Genomic DNA, 17,146 nt, shown 5'->3' on the forward strand with positions numbered 1-17,146 from the left:
CATATGCGAGCTCCCACGAAAGTCGCGCTGGTCGTGCGTGGCGGGTGGCCGGGGCACCAGCCCACCGAGGCCACCGAGCTGTTCGTCCCGTACCTGCGGGAGAGCGGCTTCGACGTCCGTGTCCACGAGTCCACCGCCGTCTACGCCGACGCCGACGCGATGGCAGGCGCCGATCTGGTCGTGCAGTGCAACACGATGAACACGATCGAGCGCGCCGAGGTCGAGGGCCTGCGCACGGCGGTCGCTGCCGGCACCGGCCTCGCCGGCTGGCACGGCGGGATCGTCGACTCCTACCGCAACAGCGCGGACTACCTCCAGCTCACCGGCGGGCAGTTCGCGCACCACCCCGGCAAGCACGTGAGCGAGCGCCGCGGCGAGCACGCCGACAACTTCCTGCCGCACCGCATCGACCCGCACCCGGCCGCAGCCGACCACCCGATCATGCGGGGGATCGCGGCGTTCGAGGTTGTCACCGAGCAGTACTGGGTGCTGACCGACGACCTCAACGACGTGCTCGCCACGACCACCCTCGAAGCCAGATCCTGGGACCCCTGGCACCGCTCCGTGACCTGCCCGGCGGTGTGGACCCGCAGGTGGGGGGCCGGTCGGGTGTTCGTGACCACGATCGGGCACGAGGTCGGCGTGCTGAAGGACGAGAACGTGCGGACGATCATCGAGAGGGGACTCCTGTGGGCGAGCCGCTGAGGATCGGCATCATCGGCTGCGGCAACATCGCCCGGCAGTACACCACCACCTTCGCCCGCCTCCCCGACGCGGAGCTGGTCGCCGTCGCCGACATCGACGCGGCGCGGGCGGGGGAGCTGGCAGCCGAGCTGGACGGCACCGATGCGGTGCCGGTGGACCGGTTGCTCGCCGACGCATCGCTGGACGCGGTGGTGAACCTGACCGTGCCGGCCGTGCACGCCGAGGTCTCGCTGCGGATCATCGAGGCCGGCCGGTCCGTCTACGTCGAGAAGCCGCTCTGCGCCACGACCGCGCAGGCCCGGGAGGTGCTCGCGGCCGCCGACGCGGCCGGGGTTCTCGTCGGGTGCGCCCCGGACACCGTGCTCGGCACCGGCCTGCAGACCGCCCGCCGCGCGATCGACGACGGGCTCGTCGGCCGCCCGATCGCCGCCAGCGCGACCATGGTGACGCCGGGCCACGAGCGCTGGCATCCGAACCCCGACTTCTACTACGTGCCGGGCGGCGGCCCGCTGCTCGACATGGGCCCGTACTACGTGAGCGCTCTGGTGACCCTGCTCGGCCCGGTCGCCCGCGTGCTGGGTGCCGCGAGCGCCACTCGGGCCACCCGGACCATCGGGTCCGGCCCCCGGGCGGGCGAGACGATCCCCGTCACCACTCCGTCCCACGTCACCGGAGTCCTCGTGCACACCTCCGGGGTGCTCTCCACCCTCGTCACCAGCTTCGACAGCGTCGCCACCCACGCCTCTCCCATCGAGGTGCACGGAGAGCTGGGCTCGCTGGAGGTGCCCGATCCGAACCGCTTCGCCGGCGCCGTGAGCGTGCGCAGGCTCGGCGGCAACGCGTGGGAGCCGCTTCCCGTCCTCGGCGGGTACGAGCACGCCGCCCGCGGCTACGGCCTGGCCGAGATGCGGTGGAACGGCGACGGACCCGGCCTCGCCGAGTCCCGGGCCAGCGGGCGGCTCGGCTTCCACGTCCTGGAGGTGATGGAGGCGCTGCTTGCCGCGGCCGCGACGGGCCGCGCCCACGACGTCACCAGCTCGGTGGAGCGGCCTGCCCCGGTCCCACTCAGCGCGCGCTGACCGGCGTCCCCTGGTGGGGTGTCGCGGCCGGCCGCCCGGCCCGGCGCGGCCCTGGCCGACTGCAGTGCACCCGGCGCCCCGCGGGCAGAGCCAACCGCGAACACGCGGTCCGTGGGCTCGCTGAACCCGGGGGCGCAGCCGTGGGTCAGCCGTAGTAGTCGTTCCCCCGGGAGAACTCGACGAACACACAGGCCTCGTCGCCGACGCTCCAGGCATCGTGCCCGGGCGGCAGCATCATGACCTCGTTCGGCCCGAACTCCTCTTCCCCGCCGTCGTCCATGACGACGTGCAACCGGCCGCTGAGCACGAGTCCGACGTGCGGCAACTCGCAGCTATGAGTGCCCGCGTAGGACTTGAGGTCGTTCGACCAGCGCGCACCGGTGTCGAAGCGCACTCTGGTCACGTCGAGGCCGTCCAGATGGGCGGTTTGCTTGCTGATCAGGCCGTGCACATCGGGCGTGACGGCGTCAAGGTTGGCCTTCTGCATGGCAGGCGATGCGGACGTCACTGGACTCACCTCGATGGGATCGCCGGGGCCGGCGGCCCCGGACGGGCGCGGACCGGCATCTTCGCCGAGCCTGCCACGACGGGGCAAAAATCACCAAGGCCGGTCCGCCAAATCGGAGGTTTGTGTCGCCTGCGTAATGGCTGGCAAGTCGACCGGGTTCAGGATGTGAAGGGTGACCGACGATGGACTGCGTGGACGCTTTCGGTCGACAATCGCAAAGGTTATATCCTTGAAGTGACCGACAGCGAGCATGCCATTTTTCCAGTGATCATGTCGTCGAGGCCGCCGGTGCGGCGCGCCCCCTTTCGGGGACCGGCCGCGGCTCGAATGTCCCGGCCCGATCCCGCGGCACCGCTAACGCCCACGAAGCGGCCGCGGGCGGGTGTCCACGGCGCAGCTCGGACCTGCGCGTGTGTCGGGGGCAAGGCCGACCAGACCACGGTGCGACACCATCGATCTGTGAAGCACGCGCTTGTGAGGTTCACTCGTTCGTGGACTTCTCAAACCCCTAGCCGCCCCTGCTCCATGCGGATCTCGGGCCCGCCAGCCGGTTCGGCCGCGGCAGGGGGAACCAAGCCTTACGAGAGTGACCGGAGTCTCACTAAAGCTCCCCTGAGCAGGACGACGTGCTGGGGAGTCAGCGCCAGGGGCGCGCGTAGGTAGGGGCGGTCTGGGGTGGCATCACACGACCGGCGTGGCCAGGCTTCGAACCCGGCGAGATCCAGGTCCCGACCTGTGTGGGGGTAACCAATGACCGTCTCGACAGACGCCTCGACCACGAAACCGGCAGACCGAAGCCGGCTGCGCCCCGCGGCCCGGCTGGAGACGCTGCTCGACGCCGGGTCGATCTCGCCGTTCGCCGAGGACGACGGCGTGGTGGCCGTGCGCGGAAGGGTCGACGGACTCCCGGTGATGGCTTTCTGCAGCGACGCCACGGTGATGGGTGGCGCGCTCGGCCTCCGCGGAGCCCGGGTCATCGTCGAGGCGACAGGAGCCGCCGTCGACGAGGGCTGCCCCATCGTCGGCCTGTGGCATTCAGGCGGCGCACAACTGACCGCCGGCGTGCACTCTTTGCACGGCGCGGGCGAGATGTTCGCCGCGATGACGCGCGCCTCGGGCCGGGTGCTGCAGCTGTCGGTCGTGCTGGGGCCGGCCGCGGGTGCTGCCGCGTACGGGCCGGCGCTCACCGACGTGGTGGTGCTCGCCGAGCAGGGACGGATCTTCGTGACCGGACCGGAGGTTGTACGCAGCGTCACAGGAGAGCGGATCGACATGGCCAGCCTCGGCGGCCCGGAGGCGCACGGGCGCCGGTCCGGGGTCGCGCACATCGTGGCCGGCTCGGAGACCGACGCCCTCGACCGGGCCCGGCGGATCATCGGTCTCGTGCAGCGGCCACGCCGGCCCCACGCCATTTCCTCCGCGCCGGCCCGCGACCCTGGTGTCCACCTGCCGTCCCGCCCGCAGCGGGCCTACGACGTGCGGCCTGTCATCCGTGACCTGCTCGACGCGCCGGACGAACCGACCGGGTTCGAGGAGTTCCAGTCGGCGTGGGCACCGAACATCACGATCGGTCTCGGCAGGTTGACGGGCCAGACGGTCGGGGTGGTGGCGAACAACCCGCTGCGCAAAGGCGGCTGCCTCGACTCCGCGAGCGCCGAGAAGGCCGCACGCTTCGTCCGCATGTGCGACGCCTTCGGCGTGCCACTGGTCGTGCTCGTCGACGTCCCAGGCTATCTGCCGGGCGTGGACCAGGAGTGGAACGGCGTCGTGCGGCGCGGCGCCAAGCTGCTGCACGCGTTCGCCGAGGCCACCGTACCGAGGGTCACGGTCGTCCTGCGCAAGGCGTACGGCGGGGCCTACATCGCCATGAATGCCCGCTCGCTCGGGGCCACGGCGGTATTCGCGTGGCCGCAGGCCGAGGTCGCCGTGATGGGCCCGGAGGCGGCGGTCAAGGTGCTCCATCGCAAGGCACTGGCGGCCGCGCCGGCCGACCGCTACGACGACCTGCTCGCCGAGCTGACCGCCCGTCAGGTGCACGAGGCCGGCGGGATGCAGCGGGCCATCGAACTGGGCGCGGTGGACAAGGTCGTCGAGCCGTCTCACACCCGCGCCGCGATCGCCTCGGTGCTGCGGACGGCGGCGGCCCGGCAGGGCGAGCACGGGAACATCCCGCTGTGAAGGGCGACATGACCCCGGTTCGCGACATCACCGTGCGTGCCGAGGCCGACCTGGTCGCGCAGGTCCTGGAGGTGCGCGTCGTGGCCGGCCAGCCGGTGGCCGCCGGCGACGAACTCGTGCTGCTGGAGTCGATGAAGATGGAGATCCCGGTGCTGGCCGAGCGCGCCGCCACAGTCGCCGAGGTGGCCGTCGCCGCCGGCGCGGCCGTGCAGCCCGGCGACCTGCTCGTGCTGCTGCGGGAGAGATGAAGCCACGGGCCCGATCCGGGCATCGTGCGACACCGGGTACGTGACCTGTCTCTGAGAGGGGCACATTGACCACCACCACTTCGGACCTGTGGCTCCGCCGGTTCCATCCGGCGCCGGACGCAGCTGTGAAGCTCGTCTGCCTCCCGCACGCCGGCGGATCGGCCACCTCGTTCCTCAGACTCTCCCGCGAGCTCTCGCCGACGATCGAGGTGCTGGCCGTGCAGTATCCAGGGCGGCAAGATCGCATACGGGAGCCCCTGATCGGCTCGGTGGCCGAGCTGGCCGGTCTCCTGCTCGATGTCGTCGTCGAACGCGATTCCCGCCCGACCGCACTTCTCGGCCACAGCATGGGCGCCTTGGTGGCGTTCGAACTGGGGCTGCGGATGCAGAGTCACGGCGTGCGACCCGTCGCCTTGTTCCCGTCCGGTCGGCGGGCCCCGATCCTGCACCGAGGCCCGCATCGAGACGAGGTGCAATACCACCTGGCCGGCGATGCGGAGTTGCTCGCCCGAGTCGCTCGACTCGGCGGTACCGCCGCCCACCTGCTCGCGGACGAGTACATCCGCCGTGCCGTGCTCCCGGCTATTCGCAATGACTTTCGAGCCGCCGAGACCTACCGCGGCGGGGACGCCGTGCTGGACAGCCCGATCTTCGCGATGACCGGTCGGACGGATCCGGAGGTAACGCTCGACGAGGTCCGTTCCTGGGAACTACACAGTCGAGACGCCTTCGACATGAGGGTGTTCGACGGAAGTCACTTCTTCATCTTCGACTCGACGACCGCGGTCGCCGCGTACGCCAGCAGCGCCCTCGGCTCCTTGGCGACCACCGACGCGGCCTGAGGCAGTCCCGGGTCAGGCCTGCCGTGACCGGCCGGCCGCCGCCATTCCCGACTTAACAAACAAGCCGCGGCGTCTCATCTGGCGAGCCAACATCACCCCTGCGTGTGCCGCCGTGCCGAACCCCTATTACCCCTATCGAATTCTGGCAGTGGCTATAGGGGCTTGCCGCTGTCTCGCCCGGTGCCTAGGGTTTCGCGTCGTACGGTGGTTTCGCCACACGCTTCCGCGAACCGACCGCGCCTCTTGAGGAAACGAAGGGCCCATGACCCGGATTCTCTTTGCGACACTCCCCATCCCCGGCCATGTGCGCCCGGGCCTGCCCGTCGCCCGTGAGCTGGTGAACGCCGGCCACGATGTCGCCTGGTACACCGGCCGGAAGTTCGTACCGTTGGTGCGTCGGGTGGGCGCGACATTCCTCCCCGGTGGCCTCGGACTCGACGGCGACGTGCTCCAGGAGATGACTGGCAACCGGAGCGGCCTCAGTGGATTCAAGAGAATCGTCCGCGAGCTTTTCGTCGAACCGATTCCGGAATGCGTGAAGGACCTCAAGCCCGTTATGAGCCCGGCGGCGTGTGGCCGGCGCGCCGTCCCGTCGACCTCCGTGGAGCGGTCATGACGGTCGCGACGGCGCCGCCGGTCGAGGCGTTCGAGCGTGAGCTCGGCGACCCCCGGGAGGCCACCGGTGTCTTCTCCTACGCCCGGTGCAACGCACTGGACAAGGCCGAGGCGTTCCCGGACGAGATCATCGAACTCGTCAACGCCCAGGGACTGCAGCGCCACTACGTGCCCGAGGAGTTCGGCGGCGCGCTGGGGGAGTTCCCGGTCGTGCTCGACTTGGTCCGCGCGGTCGCGCGCCGCGACCTGACGGTGGCCATCGCTCACACGAAGACGTTCCTCGGCGTGGTGGGCGCGTGGGTCTCACCGAACACCTCGATGACCCACACCCTGGCTCGACAGGCGCTCGACGGCTTCGCCATCAGCTCGGGTATGACCGAGCGTGCCCACGGCAGCGATCTGGTCGCGTCTGAGGTTCGCGCCAAGGAGGTGCGCGGAGGCTTCGAGCTGTCCGGTGAGAAGTGGCTGATCAACAACGCCACCCGCTCACGCACCATGTCGGTCCTCGCTCGCACCGGCGAGGGCCCCCGGGGCCTCGACGTCCTCGTCGTGGACAAGACGACCCTGCGCCCTGAGACCTACCGGTGTCTGCCGAAGGTCCGCACCCACGGCATCCGCAGCGCCGACATCAGCGGCCTCGCCTTCGACGGCGCGTTCGTCCCCACCGAGGCGCGGCTGGGACGCCCCCACACCGGTCTGGAGACCATGTTGAAGGGGCTCCAGCTCACCAGGACGCTGTGCGGGGGCCTGTCGCTGGGCGCCGGCGAGCACGCCCTGCGGTTGACGCTGGACGTCGCCGAACGGCGGCGGTACGGCCGGGTGCTGCTGGACCAGCCCGAGGCGGTCCGCACACTTGCCGACGCCGGCGCCGACCACCTGGTCAACGAGGCCGTCGCGCTCGTGGGCTGCCGCGGCATCCACGCGATCAGCGAGGAGACGAGTGTCGTCGCCGCCGTCGTGAAGTACCTCCTGCCCAGCCGCACCGACCGCATGATCGCCGACCTTGGCAGGTGGCTCGGCGTCCGGTCGCAGCTGGTCGACGCCGACACCGACGGCCGCTTCCAGAAGCTCGCTCGCGACCACCGCGTCATCCACTTCTTCGACGGCAACACCCTGGTCAACCTGAACATGCTGGTCAACGAGTTCCCCGCGATCGCCCGCCACGTGGCTACGCCGTACGACGACGAGGCGCTGCGGATCGCGCTTGATCCCGGACGACCGCTGCCCCCGTTCAAGATGCGGTCCGTGCGGCTCGTGACGCGGACCGGCAGCACCCTGCTGCGGGCCCTGCCCGACCTGGCCGCCGGCGCGGCGGGCACCCCCGCCGGGCCGCTGGCCGCCCGGCTGCTGGACCACCACCGGCGGCTCCTGGCCGAACTCGCCGACCACCAGCCCCCCGGCGTCAAGGTCCCGCGCCACGTCTTCGCCCAGGCGGAGCGCCTGACGTTGTGCTGGGCCGGCGCGGCCGTCCTCGGGCTCGCCTCGCACGCGGACCCGCCCGCCGGCGACCCGTTGTGGACGGACGGGCTCTGGCAGCGCGCCGCGCTCGGCCGGATCCTCGCCGCACTCGGCGAACCCACCGGGCGCCCGGCCGGGCAGGACCACGAACTCGTCCATGCCCTGCGCGACCGGCTGCGTAACGGTCAGTCGCTGTCGGTGCTGCCGCACCGCGTCGCCGAGGGGGTGGGACGGTGACCACGCACCCGACGCCGACCACGCCCCCGGCGCCCCAGGACGACCTGGAGTCCCGCCTCGGTGACCCGTTCGACGACGACAATCCGGTGGGGTACGCGGCCGTGCTGGCCGCCGACGAACAGGCCGTGCCCCTCGTCGCCGGCGAACACCTGCTGGACGACTGGCGGTTCAACCACGAGTTCGTGCCTCGTTCCCTCGGCGGCCGCTGGAGCGGGACCGACGCGCTGGCCCGCCGGCTCCGCCCCGTCTTCCGCCGCGACCCGGCGCTGGGCCTGGGCTACGGCGTCACCTCACTGATGGCGGCGGTCAACGTGTGGGCCGCGGGATCCACCGCGCAGCGCCGCGCCGTCGCCGACATCCTGCTGGGCGGCGAGCGGATCGCGGCCGCGTTCCACGAACTCGCCCACGGGGACGACTTCCTCCACAACGAGTTCACCGCCCGTATCACCGACGACCGGATCGTCCTGGCGGGCGGCAAACAGGTCATCAACAACATCGAACGGGCGGGGTCCCTCGTCTTGTTCGCCCGCAACGGCGACACACCCGATCCGGGTTCCCACTCGACGCTGCTGGTCACGAAGCGGGACCTGCCCCAGGAGTCGATGCGTTACCTCCCCCGGTTCACCACCCCGGGCCTGCGGGGCTGCCACCTCGGCGGCATCGTCGTCGACGACGCCTCGATCGGCCACGACGCGCTGGTGGGCGCCCCCGGCCAGGGCATGGAGACCGCGTCACGGGCGTTCCAGGTCACCCGGGCGGCACTGCCGGGCATGGCGGTCGGCGTCCTGGACACCGCGCTGCACCTGACCCACGACTTCGCCACCGACCGACGGCTGTACGGCCACGTCGTCGCGGACCTGCCACACGCACGCGCCACCCTGGCCGCGGCCTTCACCGACCTGCTGATCGCCGACTGCCTGGCAACGGCGGTCAGCCGCCACCTCCACCTGGCGCCCCGAGCCACGTCCGCGCCGGCAGCCGCCGTGAAATACCTGGTTCCGCTGCTGCTTGAGGAGGCACTCCACGACCTGTCGGTCGTCCTCGGAGCCCGGTCCTACCTACGCGAAGGCCGGCACGCGGCGTTCAGCAAGCTCTTCCGCGACCTGCCGCTGGTGAGCATCGGGGACATCGGGCCGACGTCTTGTCTGCTCACGATCCTTCCGCAACTGCCGACCCTCGCCCGACACTGGCCCGCCGCGGACCCGCCGGCCGAGCTGTTCGACACCACCGTCGAGCTGCCCGAACTCGAGGTCAGCCAACTGTCCGTGACCGACAGCGCGCCCGACCCGCTGATGGGCACCCTGGCCGGCGTGTCCGCCGACGACGGTCCGGCGGGGCGTCTCGCGGCCGACCTGACCGAACTGCGCGAACAGTGTCGACGGCTGCCCTCCACCGAACTGGGCCCGGGGGCCGGCGCCGACGCCTTCGACCTGGCAAGGCGCTACACGCTGCTGCTCGCGGCGGCCGCGTGCGTGGGCACGCACCGGGCCAGCACAGGGTTCACCGGCGAATCCGCGTGGCTCACCGCCGCGCTCACCCGGCTCGCCGCACGGCTCGGGCACGGCGACGGCCTCCTGCCCGACGACCTGACCGAAACGCTCTTCCACGAGCTCACCGCCCGCGTCGACCAACGACTCTCCTGCGACCTGGAGTGCGCGCCGGTGTTCCGCTGAGCCCGGCGCGCCAGTCGGCCCGTCGTCAGTCTCCGCGCGATGCGGCGCGGCGGGTTCACGCAGCTCGGTCACCCCCGTGCAGCACCGGCTCGGTCACGTGCGGCGGCTGCCGTCACTCCCGGATCGCCGCCGACGCCAGCCGCCGGCAACGCGCCAGGTCCTCCCGGCGGGCCGTCAGCGTCCAGCGGTGGGTGTCCCGCCGAGCGGCCTGGTGGGGCAGCCGGCGCGCGTCCGCGCCCCCGACCGGTGAGGTCACGGTCCCTCCGGAGCGTCCACGATCCGTCAGCGTCACGCGACCTCGTCGGCCACCGGGTCGGCCACGCGGGCGCCGCGGATCGGCAGTCCGGCTCGGCGGTAGATGGCGTCGATGACCCCCATCGTCGGCACGAAGTGAACGGCGTCGGTGCGCGGCCGCTCGCCGTCGACGACGGCGCGGGCGAAGGCGCGCAGCTGACAGGCGTACGTACTGGGCTCCCTCGGGACGCTCTCGCGGGTGCGGCGGCCGGCTGCTGTGACGGTGATCCGGTTGAACATCTGCGGCCCGAGCGGGTTGAGGACCGTCAGCCGGCCCTTCGTTCCCTCCACCAGGCACCGGGTGGCCAGCGGCGGCCAGCCCCACATGGTGGCGACGATCCGTCCGGTCGCGCCGCCGGCGAACCGCAGCCGGGCGTCGACCCGGCGGTCCACGTCCTTCGTGCGGGTGGGGGCCTTGGCCTGGACCACCTCCGTGATCTCGGCCGCCGCCGGGCCGGTCGCGCCGGCGTAGGTCCGCAGCAGCGCCACGGCGTACACCCCAAGGTCCATCAGCGCGCCGCCGCCGAGCTCGTAGCTCCAGCGAATGTCCTTGCTCGACGGGATCGGGAAGGCGATGTGGGCCTCGAGGTGGCGGATCTCGCCGATCGTGCCGGCGGCCAGCAGCGCACGGACCCGGTCGGTCAGCGGGTGGTAGAGGGGGTGCATCGCCTCGCAGGCGATGCGCCCGGTCTCCTCGGCGACCTGGGCCAGCCGCCTGGCCTCGCTCTCGTTGGCGGTGACCGGCTTCTCGACCAGCACGTGCTTGCCGGCCCGCAGCGCCCGTTCACTCCACGTCGCGTGCAGCCCGTTCGGCACCGCGACGTAGACGGCGTCGATGGCGGGGTCGGCGAGCAGCGCGTCGTAGCTGTCGTGGACGTGGGGGATGCCGAGGCGGTCGGCGTGGGCGCGGGCCCGTGCCGGGTCGCGGGCGGCGAGGGCGGCCACCGTCACCTCGGGTACCTCGTGGGCGGGCTGCGTCAGCGCCGTCTTCACGATGCGGGCGGCGCCGAGCACGCCGATCCTCACCGTGGTTCCGGTTGTCCCGGTGGCCCCGTGGGCAGCGCGGTCGTCCGTCACGATTTCTCCCGTCTGGGGCTACAGCGAGTCGTGGATCACGTGGCCGACGCGGAGGGCGTTGGCGGCGATGGTGAGGCTGGGGTTGATGCCGCCGCTCGAGGGCATCATCGAGGTGTCGACCACGTAGAGGTTGTCCAGGCCCCAGGCGAGGTTGTCGGGGTTGAGCACGCTGGTGCGTGGGTCGTCGCCGAACCGACAGGTGCCGCACTGGTGGCCGAGGGCGTCGTTCATGTCGATCCCGGAGAGGTGGATCGGGGGGAGCAGCGAGCCGGTGTACCGGCCGAGGGTGGACCTGACCCGGCGGTGGAACCTCTGGTGCCGCGCGCGATCCTCCGCACTCACCGTGTACTGCAGTTCGAGCAGTGGGCCCTGCTTGCCGTCGCCGCGGCCCGGCAGGATCCGGTTGTCCGCGTAGGGCAGGTCTTCCATGATGGCGGCCAGCACGATGAACCGGTCCTGCATGACGGGCTGCCAGCCCAGGCGTGCGAGTGGGCGCATCGGCCCCAGCAGCCGCCGGCTCCCGCGGCTGTGGTTCATCAGGACCGCGTAGGGCGGCACGTGTCCCATCGACTGGAGGGTGCCGAACTTGTCGCCGTCTACCAGGTAGAAGTCGTTGACGCTCAATTCCTTGGTCTGGCCGCGTGCGCGGTCCTTGACGCGGGAACGGAAGACGTACACGTCCATGAAGTGGCGCATTAGGTTACGGCCGACCTGGTCGTGGTCGTTGGCCAGGCCGTTCGGCCAGTCGTTGGAGCGGGAGTTGAGCAGCAGCACGGGGGTCAGCAGCGCGCTGGCAGCGACGACGACGACCCGGCCGCGGAAGGTGTGGGTCTGGCCGTCCCGCCGGGCGACGACGCCGGTCACCCGGGTCCTGGTCGACTCCAGGCGCACCGCCATGGTCCGGTCGAGGAGGGTGGCGCCCATCTCGCGGACGGCAGGTGTCACGCAGACGTTGCCGGCGTGGTTCTTGCAGCCCGCGGCACAGAGGTAGGACTCGCAGGCCTTGCATTCCGGGCGGTACTCGCAGGCGACGTGAAGGCTGTAGGGGTGCATCCCGCGCTCGCTGAGGTAGTCGGCGAGCTTGGCGTTGCGGGCGGTGACGGGCCCGGGCGGCAGCAGCGCGTCGGTGTCGTCGTCGGGGCGCATTGGGTCGGCTGTGCCCCGTACCCGGTAGAGGCGTTCGGCCCGCTGATACCACGGCACCATCTCGTCGTACTTCACCGGCCAGGAATCCGGCACCGTGGAGTCGCCGACGTCGGCGAAGTTGGCGCGTGGGGTGAAGTCCTCGGGGAAGAGCCGCTCGGTCACCATCCCGTACAGGGCGGACGAGCCGCCGAGGCCTGAGCCGGTGATCGGCTGGAACAGCTTCGGCTTCCTGCCCGGCGTGGTGTCCTCGTACCACCAGGCGCTCCGCCCGGCGCGGGTCAGGTGGTCGGCGTGCTCGGCGTCGGTCAGCCGGGCGAGGTCGAAGGTCTGCTCCGCGTAGTCGCCGATGATCGCGCCCGGTGGCGGGTCGAGGTCGGCGTTGCCCTTCTCCAGGAACAGCACCCGTCTGCCGAGCCGGGCGAGTTCGTGGCCGAGGGTCCCACCGCCCATGCCTGTGCCGATGACGATGGCGTCCCAGGTGACCGTCGCCAGCTGCTCGGCGGTGCTCTTCTCGGTGTTCATGTCGGTCAGCCGTTCTCGCGGGTCGAGGTCCCCACGGGGGCGTCGACCACCTCGAGGATCGCCTCGGCGGCGCGGGGTGCCCCCGGGTATCGGTCGTACGCCGCCTTCAGCTGCCGGGCGCGCTCCCGGTATCGGCTCTCGGTCAGCACCTTCGTGACAGCGGCGCGGATCCGCTTCGAGCTCGGGGTGGAGGTCTTGAGGGAGATGCCGGCGCCCGAATACGCCACGCGCTGGTTCACCTCGATCTTGTCCTCGCTGCGGCCGGCGGTCACCAGCGGTACGCCGTAGACGAGGGACATCTGGACCCCGGCCCAGCCGCCGTTGGTGACCATCACGTCGGTCAGCGGGAGCAGTTCCGTATAGGGAACGAACCGCTCCAGCCTGAGGTTGGCCGGCGGGGTGGGCAGCGCGCCCTCGGGCACACCGTCGAAGGCGATGACCACCACCAGAGCATCGGAGTCGGCGAGCGCCTCGATGGCCGGCAGGATGAGCTGTCGCGTGTCGGTCGAGGCCGTTCCCTGGGTGACCAGCACGACGGGCCGGCCGTCGCGGCGGGCGTCGTGCAGTTCTGGCCACCAGTCGGGTGGAGTCCAGTCGTCGACGCCGGTAGGCAGCATGGGGCCGACGAACTCCACGACCGCCGGCAGGTCGCTGCGTGGGTACTCGACCTCCGGGATGGCGGAGACCAGGGTGCGGTCGGTGAGCCGCACGGTCCAGTCGGTGAGGAAGTCGTCGAGCGGCGGGAAGTCGGCGGCGGCAGCAGCTCGGCGCAGCGCCTGCTGCACGTCGCGGAAGAGGACGCGGGCGGCCAACCACTGCAGACCGCGGTTTCGCAGCCGGCCGAGGGGCGAGGAGGACGGGGGCAGCCCGGTGCCCGCGGGGGCCGTGTCGACGCTGGTGACGGAGAGCGGTCCCACGACGTAGGCCACGCTCCGGATCCCGCGCTGGTGGGCGACCATCGGGCCGGCGAGGAAACAGTCGTCCACGACGATGACGTCGGGGCGGAACTCGTCGGCAACGGACCCGAGGTCCTTCACGTATTCCGGAATCGGTTCGACGAAAAGCTCGCGGACGATTCTCTTGAGTCCGCTGAGGCCGCTCCGGTTGCCAGTCATCTCGTGAAGCACGTCGCCGTCGAGTCCGAGGCCACCGGGGAGGAATATCGCGCCCACCCGACTCACCAACGGTTCGAACTTCCGGCCGGTGTACCAGGCGACATCGTGGCCGGCGTTCACCAGCTCACGGGCGACCGGCAGGCCCGGGCGCACATGGCCGGTGATGGGGAGTGTCGCAAAGAGAATCCGGGTCATGGGCCCTTCGTTTCCTCAGGAGGCGCGGTCGGTTCGCGGAAGCGTGTGGCGAAACCACCGTACGACGCGAAACCTAGACGCCGGGCAAGACGGCAGCAAGCCCCTATAGCCACTTCCCGAATTCGATGGAGGTAATAGGGGTCTGGCACGGCGGCACACGTAATCTCGCGTCGAGATTGTAGGGGTTATAGGGGTATAGGTGGAGGCGGACGGCCCTGGTTAGTCTGCTAATTGAAGGATCGTCATATCCGTTGGACGAGGTGTTGGGAGAGTGACGGCGTGAGCGAGCGCGACGCGCTGCTGGGGGTTCGGCGGGCCGGTGGCTGCCGACACGGCCACGTTCGTCGCCCTGTTCCGCGCCTGGCGGCTCGCAGTGACGCACGAGAACCTCGACATCTAGCTCGGCGGGAAGATGGACCTTGGCATCGGGACAGGGACTTCGGGCACGACTCAAGTGAAGTGAACTACTGGGTTCCGATGACACGGGCCTTCGGCAACAACACCGTATGGATTGAGAAGCAGAACGTGGACGCTGAGTACGGCGAAGTGGTGGTGGTGTTCGATGGAGCCAACTTGTTGCACGGGAACGTCATCAACGACACGCCTATCAGCCGCCTGAGCATGGATTTCCGGATCATTCCTAGATCGGAGTATCGGCCGAGCGAGAAGCGCAGCGTGTCCCGCGGGATGCCCTTTCTCCTCGGCCAGTACTGGGACGTTCCCTGAGCCTGGATCTACTGGCGAGTGTCAGGGCGGTGGCGTTCAGTGGATGTGTCCGGTGGGGCTGGCGTGAGGGCAGGCGGATCGGTGGAGCCTGCACCGTCGTCGGACGCCGCACCCTGGGAACTCCCCCTACTCGCCTCTCAGGGGTCTGGTAGGGGTTGCTCTGCGCGGTCATGGCAACAGGATGGAGTTGCGGCACCGACATCTCGCCAGACCGGGAGCTGAGGAGCTGATTAGCGACGTCGCTGGTTGCGGCATGGCTCTATGCCGGCAGGGGTGGCCCGTCACCGCGACACGACCGGACTCCTCGGCTTAGGGACGCGTTCGCCAGCCCTCCTTCCCATGTGCACGCCGCGCCCGCGGACGCCCACTGCCGTCTCGCCCTCGGGTGACGTGACGATCACCGGAACGTAGCGAAAGGTGAATCATGACGATGGACACGGAACTGCCTCAGCTGCCGTTCCCGCGCCCCAACGTGCTGGACATCGCTCCCGGGTACAAGCCCCTGCGAGACCGTGCACCACTGGTCAGGGTCCGCACCGCGCTCGGTGACGACGTATGGCTGGCGACCGGCTACCACATCTGCAAGCAGGTGTTCGGCGACGCCCGGCTCGGGCGTTCACATCCGGACCCGGGAAATGCGGCGCGCGTCTCGGCGTCCCTCATGTTCGGCGGTCCGACTGGCGACTTCGCGACGGAGGAGCAGCTCCACCGCACCCAGCGCAAGGTGCTGACGCCTGCCTTCTCCGCGCGTCGCATGCGGCAGCTCAAAGACCATGTGACGGAACTCTCCGCGTCCATGCTCGACGAGCTGGCGCAGCGCCGGCCCCCGGTCGACCTGCACGCGCACTTCTCCTTCCCGCTGCCCAACACGGTGATCTGCCAGCTGATCGGTGTCCCGGAGCCGGACCGGGACAGTTTCCGCCTGTGGTCGGGCCGTTTCACCAGCAACGACCAGGCGGACGCGGCCCAGGCGGTGGGGGAGATGCTCGGCTACACAATGGGGATGGTGGCCGACCGGCGGAAGAGTCCCCAGGACGATCTGGTGTCCGATCTCATCGCCATCGCCGCCGCGGAGAACCTGGAGTTGCTGACCGACCACGAGATCGCCGACATGGCATTGCACCTGGTCTTCGGCGGACACGAGAGCACCGTCTCCCGGATCGACTTCGGGACACTCCTGTTGCTCAGGCATCCCGAGCAACGAAAGGCTCTGGTGGACGACCCCTCGCTCGTCGAGCAGGCCGTCGAGGAGATCCTGCGGCGCAGCATCCCGGTGGACGATCTCTTCCCGCGCTACGCACGCGAGGATTTCGAGATCGAGGGCGTCACGCTCCGAAAAGGCGACTGCGTGCTCACCTCCACGAGCGTGGCGAACATGGACGATCGGACGTTCGCTGATCCGGAGCGCTTCGACATCTTCCGCAAGCCGGATGCCTCCCACGCCAGTTTCGGCCACGGCATGCACTACTGCGTCGGCAACGCGCTGGCGCGGATAGAACTGCAGGTCGTCTTCAGCATGCTGTTCCAGCGCTTCCCCACGCTCGAGCTCGCCGTGCCGTTCGAGGAACTGCACATCCCCATTGAGCGACGCTGGATCGGCGGGCTGGACGAGCTGCCGGTGACCTGGTGACGACGAGAGGGAGCGGGATTCGCATGCGAGTGAGCGCCGACCAGGACCTGTGCGTCGGGTCCGGGAAATGCGTCCAGACCTCGGGGGAGGTGTTCGACCAGGGCGAGGAGGACGGCGTCGTCGTGGTCCTCCAGCACACGCCCTCGGAACAGCACCACGAGGCGGCCCGGCGGGCGGCGCACGGATGCCCCTCGGCGGCCATCTCGATCATCGAGTGACGCGGTCGGCGCGGTGGCGACGGGCGGTCCGGGTACACCGGCCGCCCGTCGGTGCGTTCGGCCGAACGGGACGTCAGGAGGAGGAGACGACCGCCGCCGAGGCGTGCAGGTAGCGCAGGAGGTCGTCGACGAGGCCGTCGGCGTCGGCGTTCCCCTTGCCGCCGATCGCGAGGTGCCCGATCACCGTCAGGTCGATCGCGCCGTGGATCAGGGCCTGCAGCAGCGCCGTCATCCGCTCGGTGTCGCCAGGCGGGAGCTGTCCGGCCCGCTGCGCGGCCTCGACGATGGCGATCAGCGTGCTGTGGCTGGACTCAGCGGCCACGGCCAGGTCCTCGAACGGGGTCGACCAGACGCCGAACACCAGCCGGTAACGGGCCGGATGGGTCAGCGCCCAGGCGACGTACTCCCGCAGGGCCACGCGGAGCACCTCACCCTCGGGCAGATTGTCCTTCCGCAAGGCGGCCAGTGCATCGCCCAGCTTCGTCAGTTCCTCTGCGGCGACGCCGGCGAGCAGAGCCTCCTTGTTGGCGAAGTGCTTGTACGGGGCGTTGTGGGACACCCCGGCGCGGTGACCGACCTCTCGCAGGGTGACGGACTCTCGTCCACCCGCGTCGAGGAGGTCGGCTGCCGCGGCAATCAGCAGACTTCGGGTAAAGGGAGGCACTTTTTGACTGTACCTC

At 70.5% G+C, this 17,146-nt stretch carries 17 protein-coding genes; 11 read left to right on the forward strand and 6 right to left on the reverse strand.

All coding sequences use genetic code 11. From position 1 onward, the window contains the following. Nucleotides 1-3 precede the first annotated feature (3 nt). Entirely contained in the window at nt 4-705 is a 702-nt protein-coding gene (locus ABD143_RS32790) for a ThuA domain-containing protein (RefSeq protein WP_343985727.1), read from the forward strand. Continuing rightward, nucleotides 690-1,784, forward strand: a complete 1,095-nt coding sequence (locus tag ABD143_RS32795; protein ID WP_343985730.1) for a Gfo/Idh/MocA family protein — start codon at nt 690-692, stop codon at nt 1,782-1,784. Before ABD143_RS32790 ends, ABD143_RS32795 begins: the two co-directional genes overlap by 16 nt. Nucleotides 1,785-1,929: 145 nt before the next feature. Here the strand turns inward: ABD143_RS32795 and ABD143_RS32800 are convergent, their stop codons facing one another. Further along, nucleotides 1,930-2,292: a cupin domain-containing protein gene (locus tag ABD143_RS32800; protein ID WP_343985733.1), complete on the reverse strand. Its 363-nt coding sequence runs from the start codon at nt 2,290-2,292 to the stop codon at nt 1,930-1,932. 750 nt (nt 2,293-3,042) lie between these two features. Here ABD143_RS32800 and ABD143_RS32805 point away from each other — a divergent pair. The 6 genes from ABD143_RS32805 to ABD143_RS32830 all read left to right on the forward strand — a co-directional run bounded on the left by ABD143_RS32805 (nt 3,043) and on the right by ABD143_RS32830 (nt 9,543). Then, a complete protein-coding gene (locus ABD143_RS32805; RefSeq protein ID WP_343985736.1) occupies nt 3,043-4,470 on the forward strand; it encodes an acyl-CoA carboxylase subunit beta in 1,428 nt (475 codons plus the stop codon). A gap of 8 nt (nt 4,471-4,478) precedes the next feature. Then, nucleotides 4,479-4,718, forward strand: coding sequence for a biotin/lipoyl-binding carrier protein (locus ABD143_RS32810; RefSeq protein ID WP_343985739.1), 240 nt, complete (start codon nt 4,479-4,481; stop codon nt 4,716-4,718). 65 nt (nt 4,719-4,783) lie between these two features. Further along, nucleotides 4,784-5,560 carry a thioesterase II family protein gene (locus ABD143_RS32815; protein WP_343985742.1) on the forward strand — a complete coding sequence of 259 codons (777 nt, stop codon included), beginning with the start codon at nt 4,784-4,786 and terminating at the stop codon, nt 5,558-5,560. Between the two features lie 262 nt (nt 5,561-5,822). Next, a complete protein-coding gene (locus tag ABD143_RS32820) occupies nt 5,823-6,176 on the forward strand; it encodes a hypothetical protein (protein ID WP_343985745.1) in 354 nt (117 codons plus the stop codon). Continuing rightward, on the forward strand, nt 6,173-7,870 hold the full coding sequence (locus ABD143_RS32825) for an acyl-CoA dehydrogenase family protein (protein ID WP_343985748.1): 1,698 nt from the start codon (nt 6,173-6,175) through the stop codon (nt 7,868-7,870). The genes ABD143_RS32820 and ABD143_RS32825 overlap by 4 nt, the downstream gene beginning before the upstream one ends. Further along, a complete protein-coding gene (locus ABD143_RS32830; protein ID WP_343985751.1) occupies nt 7,867-9,543 on the forward strand; it encodes an acyl-CoA dehydrogenase family protein in 1,677 nt (558 codons plus the stop codon). The genes ABD143_RS32825 and ABD143_RS32830 overlap by 4 nt, the downstream gene beginning before the upstream one ends. Before the next feature lie 112 nt (nt 9,544-9,655). Here ABD143_RS32830 and ABD143_RS32835 read toward each other — a convergent pair whose 3' ends face one another. Genes ABD143_RS32835 through ABD143_RS32850 form a run of 4 tightly spaced genes read right to left on the reverse strand, consistent with a single transcriptional unit; the run spans nt 9,656 to nt 13,892 of the window. Then, nucleotides 9,656-9,799, reverse strand: a complete 144-nt coding sequence (locus ABD143_RS32835; RefSeq protein ID WP_343985754.1) for a hypothetical protein — start codon at nt 9,797-9,799, stop codon at nt 9,656-9,658. 32 nt (nt 9,800-9,831) lie between these two features. Beyond that, complete coding sequence (locus ABD143_RS32840; protein ID WP_343985757.1) at nt 9,832-10,914, reverse strand: Gfo/Idh/MocA family protein; 1,083 nt, start codon at nt 10,912-10,914, stop codon at nt 9,832-9,834. An 18-nt stretch (nt 10,915-10,932) separates the two neighbouring features. Next, nucleotides 10,933-12,582, reverse strand: coding sequence for a GMC oxidoreductase (locus ABD143_RS32845; RefSeq protein WP_343985760.1), 1,650 nt, complete (start codon nt 12,580-12,582; stop codon nt 10,933-10,935). Nucleotides 12,583-12,587: 5 nt separating this feature from the next. Beyond that, nucleotides 12,588-13,892: a glycosyltransferase gene (locus ABD143_RS32850; RefSeq protein WP_343985763.1), complete on the reverse strand. Its 1,305-nt coding sequence runs from the start codon at nt 13,890-13,892 to the stop codon at nt 12,588-12,590. A 459-nt stretch (nt 13,893-14,351) separates the two neighbouring features. Here ABD143_RS32850 and ABD143_RS32855 point away from each other — a divergent pair, with 459 nt between their 5' ends. The 3 genes from ABD143_RS32855 (at nt 14,352) to ABD143_RS32865 (ending at nt 16,466) form a co-directional block, all read left to right on the forward strand. Further along, nucleotides 14,352-14,618, forward strand: coding sequence for a hypothetical protein (locus ABD143_RS32855; protein WP_343985766.1), 267 nt, complete (start codon nt 14,352-14,354; stop codon nt 14,616-14,618). Nucleotides 14,619-15,042: 424 nt separating this feature from the next. Beyond that, complete coding sequence (locus ABD143_RS32860) at nt 15,043-16,248, forward strand: cytochrome P450 (RefSeq protein WP_343985769.1); 1,206 nt, start codon at nt 15,043-15,045, stop codon at nt 16,246-16,248. A gap of 23 nt (nt 16,249-16,271) precedes the next feature. Further along, nucleotides 16,272-16,466, forward strand: a complete 195-nt coding sequence (locus ABD143_RS32865) for a ferredoxin (RefSeq protein ID WP_343985772.1) — start codon at nt 16,272-16,274, stop codon at nt 16,464-16,466. Nucleotides 16,467-16,539: 73 nt separating this feature from the next. Here the strand turns inward: ABD143_RS32865 and ABD143_RS32870 are convergent, their stop codons facing one another. Further along, nucleotides 16,540-17,130, reverse strand: coding sequence for a TetR/AcrR family transcriptional regulator (locus tag ABD143_RS32870; protein ID WP_343985775.1), 591 nt, complete (start codon nt 17,128-17,130; stop codon nt 16,540-16,542). Nucleotides 17,131-17,146: the final 16 nt, after the last annotated feature.

This window comes from Pseudonocardia aurantiaca (assembly GCF_039526725.1).
In the GTDB taxonomy this organism is placed as follows: Bacteria; Actinomycetota; Actinomycetes; order Mycobacteriales; family Pseudonocardiaceae; genus Pseudonocardia; species Pseudonocardia aurantiaca.